The sequence below is a fragment of the Nocardia miyunensis NBRC 108239 genome, from assembly GCF_001613065.1.
Lineage (GTDB): Bacteria > Actinomycetota > Actinomycetes > Mycobacteriales > Mycobacteriaceae > Nocardia > Nocardia miyunensis.
Genome location: NZ_BDBQ01000098.1, coordinates 46428 through 60102 on the forward strand (window position 1 = coordinate 46428; position 13675 = coordinate 60102).

The 13675-nt window shown below is 67.3% G+C and carries 11 protein-coding genes and 1 pseudogene; 5 read left to right on the forward strand and 7 right to left on the reverse strand.

What is annotated here, in order from left to right:
- Positions 1–41: 41 nt before the first annotated feature.
- From NM2_RS38070 to NM2_RS38085, 4 genes and pseudogenes are all read right to left on the reverse strand, one after another.
- Positions 42–1265 carry an oxygenase MpaB family protein gene (locus NM2_RS38070; RefSeq protein ID WP_067679826.1) on the reverse strand — a complete coding sequence of 408 codons (1224 nt, stop codon included), beginning with the start codon at positions 1263–1265 and terminating at the stop codon, positions 42–44.
- Positions 1266–1656: 391 nt separating this feature from the next.
- Positions 1657–1992, reverse strand: a complete 336-nt coding sequence (locus NM2_RS38075) for a histone-like nucleoid-structuring protein Lsr2 (protein ID WP_067679828.1) — start codon at positions 1990–1992, stop codon at positions 1657–1659.
- A 482-nt stretch (positions 1993–2474) separates the two neighbouring features.
- Positions 2475–2645, reverse strand: a pseudogene (locus NM2_RS38080) (enoyl-CoA hydratase); the annotation flags it as partial.
- 60 nt (positions 2646–2705) lie between these two features.
- Positions 2706–3554, reverse strand: a complete 849-nt coding sequence (locus tag NM2_RS38085; protein ID WP_157121638.1) for an oxidoreductase — start codon at positions 3552–3554, stop codon at positions 2706–2708.
- Positions 3555–3649: 95 nt separating this feature from the next.
- Between NM2_RS38085 and NM2_RS38090 the strand changes: the two genes are divergently transcribed.
- From NM2_RS38090 to NM2_RS38105, 4 genes are all read left to right on the forward strand, one after another.
- Complete coding sequence (locus NM2_RS38090) at positions 3650–4282, forward strand: helix-turn-helix transcriptional regulator (RefSeq protein WP_067679833.1); 633 nt, start codon at positions 3650–3652, stop codon at positions 4280–4282.
- A 51-nt stretch (positions 4283–4333) separates the two neighbouring features.
- Complete coding sequence (locus NM2_RS38095) at positions 4334–4768, forward strand: MarR family winged helix-turn-helix transcriptional regulator (RefSeq protein WP_067679834.1); 435 nt, start codon at positions 4334–4336, stop codon at positions 4766–4768.
- Between the two features lie 82 nt (positions 4769–4850).
- Positions 4851–6248, forward strand: a complete 1398-nt coding sequence (locus tag NM2_RS38100; protein WP_067679835.1) for an MFS transporter — start codon at positions 4851–4853, stop codon at positions 6246–6248.
- A gap of 59 nt (positions 6249–6307) precedes the next feature.
- On the forward strand, positions 6308–6865 hold the full coding sequence (locus tag NM2_RS38105; protein ID WP_067679840.1) for a cysteine hydrolase family protein: 558 nt from the start codon (positions 6308–6310) through the stop codon (positions 6863–6865).
- A gap of 171 nt (positions 6866–7036) precedes the next feature.
- Here NM2_RS38105 and NM2_RS38110 read toward each other — a convergent pair whose 3' ends face one another.
- Positions 7037–8257 (reverse strand): cytochrome P450, encoded by a 1221-nt coding sequence (locus NM2_RS38110; protein ID WP_067679842.1) that lies wholly within the window; start codon positions 8255–8257, stop codon positions 7037–7039.
- Positions 8258–8624: 367 nt separating this feature from the next.
- On the opposite strand from NM2_RS38110, the gene NM2_RS38115 reads away from it, so the two are divergent.
- Entirely contained in the window at positions 8625–10850 is a 2226-nt protein-coding gene (locus NM2_RS38115; protein WP_067679844.1) for a sensor histidine kinase, read from the forward strand.
- A 9-nt stretch (positions 10851–10859) separates the two neighbouring features.
- Here the strand turns inward: NM2_RS38115 and NM2_RS38120 are convergent, their stop codons facing one another.
- Together NM2_RS38120 and NM2_RS38125 are read right to left on the reverse strand one after the other, a co-directional pair.
- Positions 10860–11573, reverse strand: coding sequence for an HAD family hydrolase (locus NM2_RS38120; RefSeq protein ID WP_218026078.1), 714 nt, complete (start codon positions 11571–11573; stop codon positions 10860–10862).
- A gap of 178 nt (positions 11574–11751) precedes the next feature.
- Positions 11752–13134: a glycoside hydrolase family 27 protein gene (locus tag NM2_RS38125; protein WP_245718412.1), complete on the reverse strand. Its 1383-nt coding sequence runs from the start codon at positions 13132–13134 to the stop codon at positions 11752–11754.
- Positions 13135–13675: the final 541 nt, after the last annotated feature.

Here is a 13675-nt window from a genome sequence, read left to right on the forward strand (position 1 = left end):
TCGGCGGTGGTGTCGACCGCACCCGGTGCGGCGGGAGCGGGTCAGGCGGCTGACGCGATATGTTCGGCGGAGCCGCCGATGACGGCCGACTCCGCGCCGGTCAGGGTGCGGATGAATCCCAGCTGTGCGGTGCGACCGCGGGCGGCGGCGCGCTCGAATTGTCCTGGCACGGCACGCGTCCAGACGGTCCGGACGAGGTTGAAAGGTATGCGCAGCAACGGATACCACGGCAGGGCGACCGGGGGCAGACCCAGTTTCCGCATCGCGCCGGACCCCAGGAACATGGTGGCGATCGATAGATGCTGGGAGCGCGCGATGCGGCGGCGCGGTCCCGTGAGATGGCGAAAGTGCCAGCCCAGCGGCTCGTCGAGCATCGGCATGGCGAGTTGCGCGGAGGTCTCGTCCGGGTTGGTGATCGCGGTCATCGTGTGGAACAGGATGCGCACACTGTCCCGGAAGTCGTTGGGCAGGAAGCGTTCCTGCACACCCATCACCCAGCCGACGTACCGCGTGAAGTGCGCCATCGCGTCGGCCTCGCGCGGAGTCACCAGCATGCCCAGGCCGATCGCGCCCACCGTGGGTGCGATCAGCGCACCGACCATGGTGGCGGCCATATCGGTCTGATTGATCGGCAGTCCCCACTCCTGGTCGCGCCAATCCGGCATGGCCGCGACATGTCGCCGAACCATCGAGTGGATCATCCGCACGCGGACCGTGGAGCGATAGCCGAGACCTCGCGGCAGCATGCCGCCCTCGGAAGAGACGTCCAGCGCCCACTGCGTCGTCTCGGCGAAGCGCTTGGCCGGGCCCTTCTCCAAAGCGCCTGTACGCAAGAGGGTTTTGTTGAAACCCGAGGCCAGGTAGCCACCCAGGAACGACATGTCCCGCGCGACGTAGAGCGCGTCGCGGCCGCTGAGGCTCATCACCTGCTCGGCGAGCCGGATCTTGTCCCAGTCCACCCAGTCCGGCACGGCCTCGACATAGTCGAAGAACTCGCGCAACGGACCGGGTGCGTCCGGTACTGCCGCGATCCCCTCGCGCAATGCCTGCTCGAATATCGGCCGCGTGGTCGACATCCCCTCGCGGTACATCCAGTCCACCAGCTCGTCCATCGGCTCGTCACCGACGCTCAATGCCTCCCCGAGCTCCCGGAACTGGGCGGGAGTCGGCTCGCGCAGTCCGAGCACCCGCGCGAACGGGCCGAGTCCGGCACCGGGGACGGTCTGCGGCGTGGCGGGATGCCGAGTCGGAATCGTCGAATCCATGATCTCTCCTTCGCAGCGGATACCGGCACGTCGATCGGGGCTGCGCGCTGTGCCCGCCGTCTTTCTGGCAAGATCCTCTACCAGAATAGCGAATTTGGCAAGACCGGTTTCCAAACGTGCGCACACGAGTACAACCAGTCCGCGAGGAGAGGGAGGGGCCATCGCCGCGATTCCGGCGGGCATGGCGAGTCACAATGGCCGAACACCGCTGAGAACACGGTGAGAACACGGTGAGATCGCGCTGCGCGATGCTCCGCGACCTCACCGGATTTCTCAGCGGAGCCATAGGACCGGATGATTACCGTCGCGCACCGTGACGGTAATCGAGACCGTTCAGCAGGTCCGGCGCGCTCGCATCGAGCGCACCGTCACCGATAATCTCGGAAAAACCTCAGCCGGCGTTCTTGTACGCCTCGACGACCTCGGCCTGAATCCGGCCGCGGGTGGACACCGAGTAACCGTTCTTCCGGGCCCAATCCCGGATCGCCGCGGTCTGCTCCCGCTCGGCCGACGAGCGAGAGAGCTTGTGTCCCTTGCCCTTCGAGGTTCTTCCGGCCTTGCGCGCGTGCGGCGTCCACTGGTCGAAAATACCGCGCAGCGCGGCAGCATTGAGCACCGACAGATCGATCTCGTACTCCACGCCGTCCAGCGAGAACAGCACGGATTCCTCTGCCGGTGACTTTCCGTCGTAGTCGTCCACGAGCTCGACTATGACCTTGCGGGCCATCGAAAAAATTCCCTTCCGTCGTGGTGAATCAACCAGAGCGGCAACCTTATCCCAGCGCCGATCATGCGGGACAACGGCATACGGCGGCCGGGGCGGGCAACGACCGAGCACGCATTGTGCTGATCACCTAACCGATCGAGTTCCCTCCCGAGACGACGCGCTCAACGGGATCTCACCGGGCATCGCGCGGCGCTGGCCGCGCGGATCCGGGACAGCGATCAGGTCGCGCGGTTCAGCGGTCCGTGGACCGCGCAGACGGTGTGGCGCGGCGGTTTCCGGGTCGAGGCGCGAGCACGCACGCATACCGTCGTCTTCGACGAGCCCGCGGATCTGACCGCCGAGGATTCCGCACCGACGCCCGGGTTCTCGATCCGCCCGCATCCGCCGTGCCCCGAACGTTATCGGATCACCGCCCGCGGCCGAAGCCGCCGGTAGGTCACGCGCGTTCTACGGACGCGGTGCGCGCGCTGAGGGGGATCAGCTCACCGCGCCCCGAACAGGTCCGGCAGGCCGTCCGAGACACGGTCCGGGAACTCCGGAACCCGTTTGGCCAGAAAGGATTCCACACCTTCACTCGCGTCTCCGGACGCGCCGCGCAGGTAGATCGCGAGGGATTCGGCGCGATGCGCGACCTGCGGGCTGTCCGCGCCGAGCGCGAGGTATCGGTCAGCGTACGACGGAACGAGGGATGTTGACACAGCGCCAATTGCAATTCAGCCGATCAGCGCGAGATCCTCCTCGGTGAGCCGCAGGTTCGCCGCGGCGATGTTCTGCTCGAGATGCGCCGGATCCGAGGTACCCGGGATCAGCAGGATCGACGGCGACCGGGCCAGCAGCCAGGCCAGCGCGATCTGCTGCACCGACGCGCCGTGACGGGCGGCGACGGTGTCCAGGTGTTCGGCCAGCAGCGGCTGGAACCCACCCACCGGGAAGAACGGGACGAAGGCGATTCCAGCCTCGGCACAGGCGTCGACCAGCGGATCCGCCTCGCGCATCGCGACGTTGTAGGCGTTCTGCACGCAGACGATCGGCGCGAGATCGCGAGCCTGATCGAACTGCGCCCGGGTAACGTTCGAGATGCCCAGATGCGCGATCAGGCCCTCCTCCTGGAGTTTCGCCAGCGCGGTCAGCGGCTGCTCGAGCGAGCCCTCCGCCGGGGCGACCGCCTCGCCCAGACGCAGATTCACCACGTCCAGCCGGTCCACGCCGAGGGTGCGCAGATTCGCCTCGACGTTCTGCCGCAGGCCGTCGGGGGTCAGGCCCGGCGGGATCCCGGCGAACTTGGTGACCAGCACCAGATCCTCCGGATATGGATGCAGTGCCGCCCGGAGCAGTTCGTTGGCGTTCATTCCCTCGCGGTCGTAGAACTGCGAGGTGTCGAAGTGATTCACGCCCAGTTCCACCGCGCGGCGCAGCAGCGCGATCGCGGTCTCGCGGGTCGGTTGCTTACCCTCCGGCCAGCCCGTCAGCTTCATGGTGCCGAATCCCATCCGGTTCACCCGGAAGGATCCCAAATGCCCCTCGCCTGCCGCGCGGGCCGAAATCGTCTGTGTCTCAGTCATGTTCCCCAGCATGCCGATCGACGCGGGAGAAGTCCGCATTCGGCAACAAGCTGCCACGCGTTGACGACCGGAGCGAACCTCACGACACTCGAACCATGGCCCAGACACAATCGGTCACCGTCGTGCGCGGTCACCAGGAACTCTCCGACCGCGCCGGGCACCTGTTCGAGGCCACCGCGATCAGCTTCGACTGCGCCGCCAAGGAGCACGCGACCTGGCACAACGGCCGACATCAGAGGCTGAGTCCCACCGTCGCGCTGCGCAAGCTCTACCGGCCCTCGGCACTGCTGGACCCGTCGCTGTCGCAACACCTGCACACCATGGTCGAGCGCGGCGCGGGTGTGCGGATCAGCGACGAGGAGATCAGCGAGACCATCATCCTGGACCGGCGGGTGGCCATTCTCGCCGGGGACACCTCCCACGGCCTGCGCAGCTACAGTATCGTCACGGTGCCGGAGGTGGTGCACGGCGTGGCGTCGCTGTTCGACGCGACCTGGCGCGCGGCAACGGAATTCGCCGTCTACGACCGCGATCTGGACGAATTGCGGCGGCTCGCACCGCGCATCCTGGATCAGCTCAACACCGGAGCCACCGACGAGACCGCCGCACGCGCGCTCGGGTTGTCGGTGCGCACCTACCGTCGCCGGGTCGCCGAACTCATGAGTGCGCTCGGTGCGAGCTCGCGTTTCCAGGCCGGAGCCCGTGCCCAGGAGCTCGGCCTCATCTGAGATTAGAAAGACAAACTTGCAAGTTTTAACTGTGCAACCTAGGCTTCAAATATGCGAGGCGAAGAGGAGTTGCTGACCACGGCCACCGCGGTGCGCCGTGCGATCAGCCTGCTCAAGCGTCGCACCCGGGAAACACAGACCCACGACCTGAGCCTGCCCGAGACCGCGGTCATGTCCCGCCTGGATCGCCATGGGCCGGACAGCATTTCGGGTCTGGCCCGCTGGGAGCAGATCACTCCCCAGGCCATGGGCGCGACGGTCGGCGGCCTCGAGTCCCGGGGCCTGCTGCACCGCATCCCCGATCCGCACGACAAGCGCCGCGGTCTGCTGTCCCTCACCGAAGCGGGCGCCGACCTGTTGCGCACCGCCCGCGACAACCGGACCGAGCAGATCGCCCACGCACTGGCCGACAACTTCACCCCCGAGGAGATCGCGGAAATCCGCCGGGCAGCGACGCTGTTCGAGCGGATCGCCCAATTCCTCTGACCCCCTTACCCTTTCACCGCATCGGCATATCCCGCCGATGCCTGCCCATGGCGTGGCCAGCACGCCGTGCCGAGGTACCAGCATGCCCGAAACCCTGTCGGCGACAACATCTCTCGCCGAACGCCCGTTCACCTGGCGGTTCACCGCACCGCTGTTCGTCGGATCGGCCCTGAACCCGGTCAACACCTCCCTGATCGCGACCGCACTCGTACCCATCGCCGCGGGTGTGCACGTCTCGATCGGGCAGACCGCGGCGCTGGTGTCCGCGCTGTACGTGGCCAGCGCGATCGCACAGCCTACCGCGGGCAAGGCGGCCGATGTGTTCGGCCCGCGCCGCGTCTTCCTCACCGGAATCCTGCTCGTGCTGCTCGGCGGGCTGGTCGGCGGATTCGCCCCGACGCTGTCGCTGCTGCTGGTCAGCCGAATCCTCATCGGACTCGGCACATCCTGCGCGTATCCGACGGCCATGGTGCTCATTCGCCGCCGCGCCCAGAGCGCCGGACTGGCCCAACCGCCCGGCGGCGTGCTGGGCGGCCTGCAGATCGCGGGCATCGCCACCGCCTCCCTCGGACTGCCCCTGGGCGGCGTCCTGGTCCAGCTCGCCGGATGGCGGTCGGTGTTCTTCGTCAACGTGCCCGTCGCGTTGATCGCCCTGGTGTGCACGCTGCTGTGGGTGCCGAAGGACGAGCGCGACCGCACGCGGCGCTCCGCACGCGAGATCGCATCGCTGCTGGACGTCAGCGGGATCATCGGGTTCGCTGCCGCGATGTGCGCGCTGCTGCTGTTCCTGTCGCGTCTGCCGACGGTGAACTGGGCGCTGCTGGCCACCACCGCAGCGCTCTGGATCGCCGAGGTGCTCTGGGAACTGCGGGCGCGCACACCATTCCTGGATATCCGGCTGCTGGTCCGGAACATGGCGCTGACCCGCACCTACATTCGATTCAGCATGGTGCTGTTCTCCTCCTACCTGGTGCTCTACGGCATCACGCAGTGGCTCGAGGCCGACCGTCATCTCTCGGAACTGGCCGCGGGACTGCTGCTGTTGCCGATGACGGTGATCGCCGGAGTGGTCATCGTGCCGATCTCACGCCGCAATCTCGTTCGCGGACCGGTGACCTGGGCGGCGCTGTCCTGCGTACTCGCCGCGGTAGCCGCGCTGTTCCTGGGCTCACCGGCCTGGCTGATCCTGGTCGTGGTGATCACCATTCTGCTGGGCTTCGCCCAGGGCACGGCCAGCAGCAATCAGCTCGTCCTCTACGCCCAGGCTCCGCAGGAGCTGCTGGGCACCGCCTCGGGACTGATGCGCTCGTTCGGTTATCTCGGTTCCATCGCCTCCTCGGCGATCACCGGAATCGTGTTCCGCGACAACGTCTCCGACTCCGGCGTCTCGGTGATCGCGTGGATCATGATCGGCGTCAGCACCGTCCTGCTCGTACTCACCGTGCTGGATCGCCGCCTGCCCCGCACCGCGACCAACTGAATCCGCGCCCGAATACAACCGCACCCCAACATATCCGAACCGATCATCGAAGGAAGTCCATGCCCATCACGACCATCGACCCCACCTCCGCCCTGCTCGTCATCGACCTGCAGAACGGGCTCGCCGATGCGCCGACCATCGAACCCGTCGCCGATATCGCCACTCGCACAGGACAACTCGCGGATGCGTTCCGCCGCGACGGACAGCACGTCGTACTGGTCAACGCCGTCGGCCGCGCCCCCGGACGCACCGAGCAGGGCGCGCGCCACGACGGGCAGTTCCCCGACGGCTGGGCCGACCTGATGCCCGCACTGGGCCGGACCGAGCGCGACCACGTCGTCTCCAAGTCCCGCTGGGGCGCGTTCCACGACACCGGCCTGCACGAACACCTCACCGCTCTCGGGGTCACCCAGGTCGTCATCGCCGGTGTGGCAACGAGTTTCGGCGTCGAATCCACCGCGCGGGCCGCCTACGACCACGGCTACCACGTCACCATCGCCACCGATGCGGTCACCGACCTGGACGCCGCGGCCCACGCCCACGCCCTCACCCACGTCTTCCCCCGCCTCGGCGAAACCGGCACCGTAGCCGAGATCACCGCAGCGCTGGCGCGATAACAGCCCAACCGACCTTCCTGCGCGAACCACATTGCGCCACAACCCGCCCCGGCCCCCCGCATGCCGATTCGCGCGGGCCGGGCGAATTCGCTACCCTGGCCGTCCGCTACCCGCTCACCGCACGCCGCGGCGAACGACCGCCGGCACACGGGATCTCGGTATCGGGTGGGGTCAGTTTGGGCGCCAGCTGGCGAAGGGCTGGGACGGGGCGAAGGTGACCGGGAGGGTGGCCAGGGCGCGGTGGAAAGGTCCTGGGCGCCAGATCAAATCGTTGGGGTCGACCGATAGCTCGATCTCGGGCAGGGCATCGAGAAGTTGGTCGACGCCGTCCTGGGCGATCAGGTAGGCCGACTGGCTGGCCGGACAGGCGTGCGGACCGGCGCCCCAGGCCAGGTGGGATCGGTTGCCGGTGTAGTTGCCGCCGCTGACGGCCGGGTCGTTGTTGCACGCCGCGATGCTGATGATCACCGGCTGGTGGGCGGGCAGCCACACGTCGTCGAGCAGGACCGGCTGGCGCGGATAGGTCATACAGAAATTCGCGATCGGCGGGTCCAGGAACAGCACCTCGTCGAGCGCGTCGCGGGTGGACAGGCTGCCACCGAGCAGGCTGCCCGCGAAACGGTCATTGGTCAGGATCACCAGCAGCGTATTGGCGATGAGGTTGTGCACCGGCTCGACGCCCGCGCCGTACAGCGGCACGAGTTGCTCGATCACCTCCTGATCGGCGAATCCGGCCGGATGCTGCACCAATCGGGTGGTGACGTCGTCGCCCGGGTCGGCGCGTTTGCCCGCGACGAGTTCGCTCAGCGCCTCGACGACCATCGTGTTCCCGGCCGCGGCGTCCTCGCCCTCGAAGATGGTCATGACGCCCGTCGCGACCCGCTGCCCGATCTCGGGTGAGCAGCCGAGCATCGCGTTGACCACCTGAAAGGCCAGCGGCCGTGCGTAATCCGCGATCAGATCGGCCGACCCGGCCTCACAGAACTGGCCGATCAGCGGCACCGCGATCCGCTCCACCACCGCGTGCAGACCGTGCAGATCGACCGCCTGCAGGGCCGCGACGTTGGCATCCCGGTAGCGCCGATGTTCCTCGCCCGAACTGCGCATCGCGTTGGGCCGCCACGCCAGCATCGGTTTCACGGGACATTCATCAGGAATATCCTTTTCCCACGAACGCGGATCGACCGGAAAATGTGCGGGATCGTGCAGAATCTGCACCGCGGTGCGGTAGCCGATCACCAGGGTGGCGGGAACTCCCGGCGACAGTTCGACCGGAACCAGCGACCCGTACCGCTTGCGCATGTCCCGGTAACTGTCATGCGGCATGGCGGCGAATTCCGGGCTGTACAGGGCGATGCGATCGCCATCGGTGTACGTCGGCGGATTGATCATTCAGGCTTCACCTCGACCTCGGTCCGGTCGTGCAGACCGACGGCACGGCATGTGAAGCCCGTCCGTCGGCGCGGATTCTGTGTTCGTGCGTGCCGTGTGCGACATATCCTCGATCAGGGTTGTAATCGGTTGAGCACGAGAGGGAACGGAGCACGACCATCTACCACGACCTCGAAAGACATTGCTCCTCACCCCATTCCTGAGCCAGCAGCATAGCAGTGGTGATCAACTTCGCATCGATGGCCACGGGGCGATGTCGGCGACCATCGGCCATTGTTCTTCCCGCCGAACCGGATTCGCTGTGGTAACGGTGTCATAAAGTATGAGGGCGGGTCGGCGGTCGGATGAGACAGGGCGGGTGATTGCGATGGTGGACGGTCGCGTCGCCATCGCCGACCGCTTCCGGCGGCTGGCCGGTCGCATCGTCGCCGTCGGCTATCTCATCGGTCTCGTGCTCGTCGTCCCCGATATGAGCGATCAGGCCGCAATGGCGGCCGCGTGGTGGACCCCGTTCGCCGTCGCCGTGGTGTTCGGGCCCGGAATTACCATGGGCGCGTTGAGCTTTCATCCCGATTCGGAGTGGATGCGGTGGGCCGCGGCGCTCGCGGCGGTGGGTTATCCGGTGGCGGCCGGGGCCTGGCTCATCGCCTGGCAGCGCAATCCGCTGCACGCCGATCAATGGCTCGCGGATGTGCCCGCGCTGGCCGGACTGGCCGCCGCGGTCGTCTGGCCCGCGTGGGCGAGCCTGCTGGTGCTCGGCATCGCGGCGTTCACCGCAACGGTGGTCAATCACACCGGCCGTGCGCCGGAGGTCAACGTGCCCTTCGTGCCGGATCTGCTCTACGCCGGCGGTTTCAGCGCCCTGTTCGTGGCCGCCCTGCTGATGTTCGTGCGCACCGGCCGTCAGTTGCAGACGATCCAGACCGGCGCACTCCGGGGCGCGGCATCGGCCGCGGCCATGCGCGGTCGCGCGGACGAGCGCGCGCGATTCGCCGCGCTGACCCACGACTGGGTGATGTCCACTCTGTTGACCGCCGCGCGCGGCGGTGAGCGGGACACCGTGCGGCGGCAGGCCCTGCGCACGCTGAACTACCTCGACGATCTCGAACATCCGTTCGGGCGGGTGCTCGATGCGCGCGATACCGCGGTCCGGTTGCGTGCGGCGATAACGCACATCGATCCGAACCTGCCGATCACCGTCGAGGTCTCGCCCGAGGTCGAGCGGTGGGCGTTCCCCGCCGCACCGGTGAGCGTGACCGCGGCGGCCGCCGGCGAAGCGGTTCGAAACAGCTTGCGGCACGCGGGATCCGGTGCATACCGCCACGTCGGCATTCACCTCGGCAGTGCCGGATTCCAGGTGATCGTGAGCGACGACGGCGTCGGCTTCGACACCGACGCCGAGCGGCCGGACCGGCTCGGCATCACGCTCAGCATCCGGGCCAGAATGCGGCAGCTGGGCGGTGGCAGCGCCACGATAACGTCCACTCCCGGCGCGGGAACCACCGTCCGGCTGGCCTGGGCGGGCCCGCTCATCGATCGTCGCGCCGCGGTGGACGAGTACGGCGGTCCGGTCGCGAAATCCCTTGCGCCGCTGAGTATGCGGACACTGCTCGGCATGCGCGCGCCCGCGGCGAGACTGCTCGTCGCGTGCTATCTCCTCGCCTACGCCGTCTCGATCGCCACCACCTCGGCGCTGTTCTCCGACCCGTGGCCCACCCTGGCCTGCCTGGTTCTCACCACGGTAGCGACGGCCGCGGTCCTGGCCGTGCCGGGCGACCCGCCGTCGCCGGCAGCCTCGCTGGCCATCCTCGTCGCGGGCGGTCCGGCCCAGTTCGCGATCGTCTCCGCCGTGGGCTCGATGTGGCACGACACGACTGTGCAGGAATGGTCCCTCGGCTCCGCCGGGGCGATGTGCACCTTCATGTGCCTGCGCGGCCGCGTCGCGCCGGGCTGGCTCGCGATGGTGCTCGTCTTCGCTGAATTCGCGTTCCGGACCGGCCTGCCCGCCGACGGGGCCCGCGGATTCACCGTCCCGTTCCTCTATCTCGCACCGCTGATCGCCGCGACGTTCTTCGCCCGGATCATCCGCCCGGTCGCGGACACGGTCCTGGATCTGCGCGCGGAGACCCTGCACCGGGTCTCCGCCGAAGCCGCCGAAGCGGCCGCGATCGCCGAGCGGGACCGGCAACTGCATCGCCTGGGCCGGCTCACCCGGCCGCTGCTGGAACGGCTCGCCGGTTCCGAACCCATCGACGACGTCCGAGACGAGTGCGCTTTGCAGGAAGCCGAACTGCGCGATGCACTTCGGGCTCCCCAACTCGCGCATTCACCCGTCGTGGCGGCCGCCCGCGCGGCACGCAGCCGCGGCGTCGAGGTGCTGCTCTACGACGAACACGGACTCGACGACGTCGCCGAGCAGGTCATCCAGCGTCTGCGCAGGGTGGCCGTCGCCGAACTCGATTGCGCCCGAGACGGTTCCGTCGTCGTCCGCATCCAACGCCCCGGCCGGCGCCCGTTGGTCACCATCGTCGCCGATGGTTCGGGCGGCACGCGCCGCACCGAACTCGACCAGGAGGCGCGAGGGATGACCTGAGGGGATCGGTCACCCGCCCGCAGATTCGGAACCGTGTTGCGTACCAACGGCGTTGGTGACGAGATGCAGCCGACGCTGCCGTGGATGGGTCAGCGCGGGAACCAACAGGGTGGGCATCCCGACCTCGATCGCGACGCCGTCCCGGGACGCGCGATCGCCGACCATGAGCGTCTGCTCGGCGTGAGTGCCGAGAAATTCCAGGGCCAGCCGGAATATGGCGGGGTCGGGCTTCTGAATTCCCTGCTCGCCGGACAATACGAAGGTATCGATCGAATCGAGCAGACCCGCCTCCCCGAACATGGGACGGATATCGAAGTGGATATTGCTCAGCACACCGATCCGGCAATTCCGCTGGCGGAGAGATGCGATGGTTTCGGCGGCGTCGACAGCGAAGATGTTGTACGCCGGATCGGAATCCACCGCGAACAACGCATCGGCGAGTTCGTCGTCCAGACCGGCGTCGGCGAACACCGTGTAATAGGTCTCCCGGTGCCGCGCGGCGCTGGTGTTCCCCTGCGGCGACTGGAGACGGTTCGGCTCACCCGCGGCGACCCGGATATCACGCAGTAATGCGCGGACCGCGTCATCATCGTGTTCCCGGCGGGCCAGCCGCAACGCCTCGCGCGCCCAATCCCGCTGCGTCAGTTCGGATACTAGCGTGCCTCGCCAGTCGAAAACGACAGCCCGGATCGGATGCGGCTTGGAATCTTCGGATGTCGACATAGCTGCGCACACTATCGGCAACCTCCGTTCGATCCGCCGCCGCTCACAACTGCCAGGCACCGTGACCGGAACGGGTGTTGGCGGACCCCTCGCGGATCAACTCGCCGCGGGTCGCATGTTCCGCTTCGGCCGGGACGGCGTGTTCGGCGATACAGAGCCCCCGGATATGCCGAGGCCGTTATGAGCTGACGCGGAACAGCGCGACGCCGTGTGCGGGGATATCGGCTGCCGCGATCCGGCCGCTGCTCGTCGTGGTCGTGTGGTTCCACACGTCACGCACGACAACCCTGCCCGAGGCCAATCCCACTGCGGCAGGGGAGGTTTCGATGGAGGCGGGAGTGTCGGCGGTATTGCACAGCGCCACCGCGACCGAGCCGTCGGCAAGGCGTTTGACCACGATCCGCTTGTCACCGGCCGGTTGGGTGACCTGGGCCACGAGCGGATCCTGGTCGATCGCGATGACCTCGCGATCAGTCAGCAACGCCCGTGTCCGCGCGTCCATCGACCGCACGTCGTTACCCGCGATCAGCGGCGAGGACATCATCGCCCACAGGGACAACTGCGCCTTCTCCTCCACCGCTGTCAAACTCGGCATGCCACGCAGCTGTGTCAGCGCCTGCGGCGACTGGCGCAGTGCGGCACCGAGCTGATCGGCCAGTTGCGGACTGATCCGACCCTGTTTGGCGTACATCTGCGGCATTCCGTTGAGATGCGCTCCGAGGAACTCCGCCATCGAGATGCCGACCACCATCATGTCCGGGTCGCTCCAGTAACCGGGGCGGCTGTGCCCGACGACCCGCTGCGCCGCGCCGAGTTGATCGGCGACCCCGATGAAGCCGCGCAGATCGAAGCCACCGACGGTGATCTCGGGCAAAGTGTTGCGCCACAACGGAATCAGATCGGAGGTGTTGCGGGTCATGTCCGCGACCCCGGACCAGTCGTAACGCACGCCCGCGGTCGGATCGTTGGAGCTGTTCGGATTGATGCTGTACACGATGTGACGTCCGGTGTGGCGCAACGCATCCCGCATCGCGGAGAACACCCGGACCTGGTTGGCGTGGTCGGCGTCGGGAGCACACCAATCGTATTTCAGGAAGTCCACGCCCCAGGCCGCGAAGGTGCGCGCGTCCTGTTCCTCGTGACCGAGGCTCGCGGTCGCGGCCGACTGACCACACATCTGGTTGTGCGGACTCGAGTACAACCCCAACAGCATCCCGTGCTCATGGGCGTATTTCGCGAGCGCCGCCATGCCGTGCGGAAAGCGCTGCGGATCGGCCTGTAGGCCGCCCGCGGCATCGCGTTGCTCCGCGGCCCAACCGGCATCCAGATTCACGTACCGGTAACCGGCCGCGCGCATGCCCGAGGAGTCCAACGCGTCGATGGTCTCCTCGATCGTCTTCTCGTTCAGGGGAACTCCCGAATTCCAGGAGTTCCATCCCATCGGCGGCGCGACGGCCACGGAGACCGTAGCGGGGGCCGCGGCAGCCTCGGGTGTGACCGCGGCGATGGCACCGGCCGTCACCGTACAGATCAGTAGCTTCACGCTGCGCCGAATGCTCACACGAACACCCCTGAGAATCCCGATTCCGAGCCCGACGGCCGCGCTGTGCTGATCATGATCGAATCTTGCGGCAAAACGGATACGAAACAAAGCCTGGCGCGACAACTTTCAGCCCACTGCCAGCAAGTTTCTCGAGAACGTTCAGATCTCATCTCGGCACGACGCCCCTCCGCCGCCACAAGAACTCCCGATCCGACGGCACCTTCGAGCACCCGACAACTCCTTCGCTCTGGATTGGCCCCGCCGTGGCCACCGTATCACGCTCCTGAAATAAGGGACCTTGATCCTGTCCTACAGGATTACCAGATCGAACATCTCATCCATTCAATGGATTATGTCTCGTGTCACAGGACACACTCCCCGCATGCTGGGACCGCTATATCCACACCGAGGCGCTACGTCACGTGACTGCGTTCACCGCGACCGCGCCCTCGGTCCCAGGGCAGTACCCTGCGGCCCCGCACGGCAATTGCCATCACAATTACGTTGCACCGCAAGGTGATTCAATGAGGAGAACAACGATATGCGTACTCGCGTAGCG

What these genes read in the sequence shown, in the direction of transcription:
- NM2_RS38070 (WP_067679826.1), bottom strand. Translation starts at nt 1,265, where the DNA reads ATGGATTCGACGATTCCGACTCGGCATCCCGCCACGCCGCAGACCGTC.
- NM2_RS38075 (WP_067679828.1), bottom strand. Translation starts at nt 1,992, where the DNA reads ATGGCCCGCAAGGTCATAGTCGAGCTCGTGGACGACTACGACGGAAAG.
- NM2_RS38085 (WP_157121638.1), bottom strand. Translation starts at nt 3,554, where the DNA reads ATGACTGAGACACAGACGATTTCGGCCCGCGCGGCAGGCGAGGGGCAT.
- NM2_RS38090 (WP_067679833.1), top strand. Translation starts at nt 3,650, where the DNA reads ATGGCCCAGACACAATCGGTCACCGTCGTGCGCGGTCACCAGGAACTC.
- NM2_RS38095 (WP_067679834.1), top strand. Translation starts at nt 4,334, where the DNA reads ATGCGAGGCGAAGAGGAGTTGCTGACCACGGCCACCGCGGTGCGCCGT.
- NM2_RS38100 (WP_067679835.1), top strand. Translation starts at nt 4,851, where the DNA reads ATGCCCGAAACCCTGTCGGCGACAACATCTCTCGCCGAACGCCCGTTC.
- NM2_RS38105 (WP_067679840.1), top strand. Translation starts at nt 6,308, where the DNA reads ATGCCCATCACGACCATCGACCCCACCTCCGCCCTGCTCGTCATCGAC.
- NM2_RS38110 (WP_067679842.1), bottom strand. Translation starts at nt 8,257, where the DNA reads ATGATCAATCCGCCGACGTACACCGATGGCGATCGCATCGCCCTGTAC.
- NM2_RS38115 (WP_067679844.1), top strand. Translation starts at nt 8,625, where the DNA reads ATGGTGGACGGTCGCGTCGCCATCGCCGACCGCTTCCGGCGGCTGGCC.
- NM2_RS38120 (WP_218026078.1), bottom strand. Translation starts at nt 11,573, where the DNA reads ATGTCGACATCCGAAGATTCCAAGCCGCATCCGATCCGGGCTGTCGTT.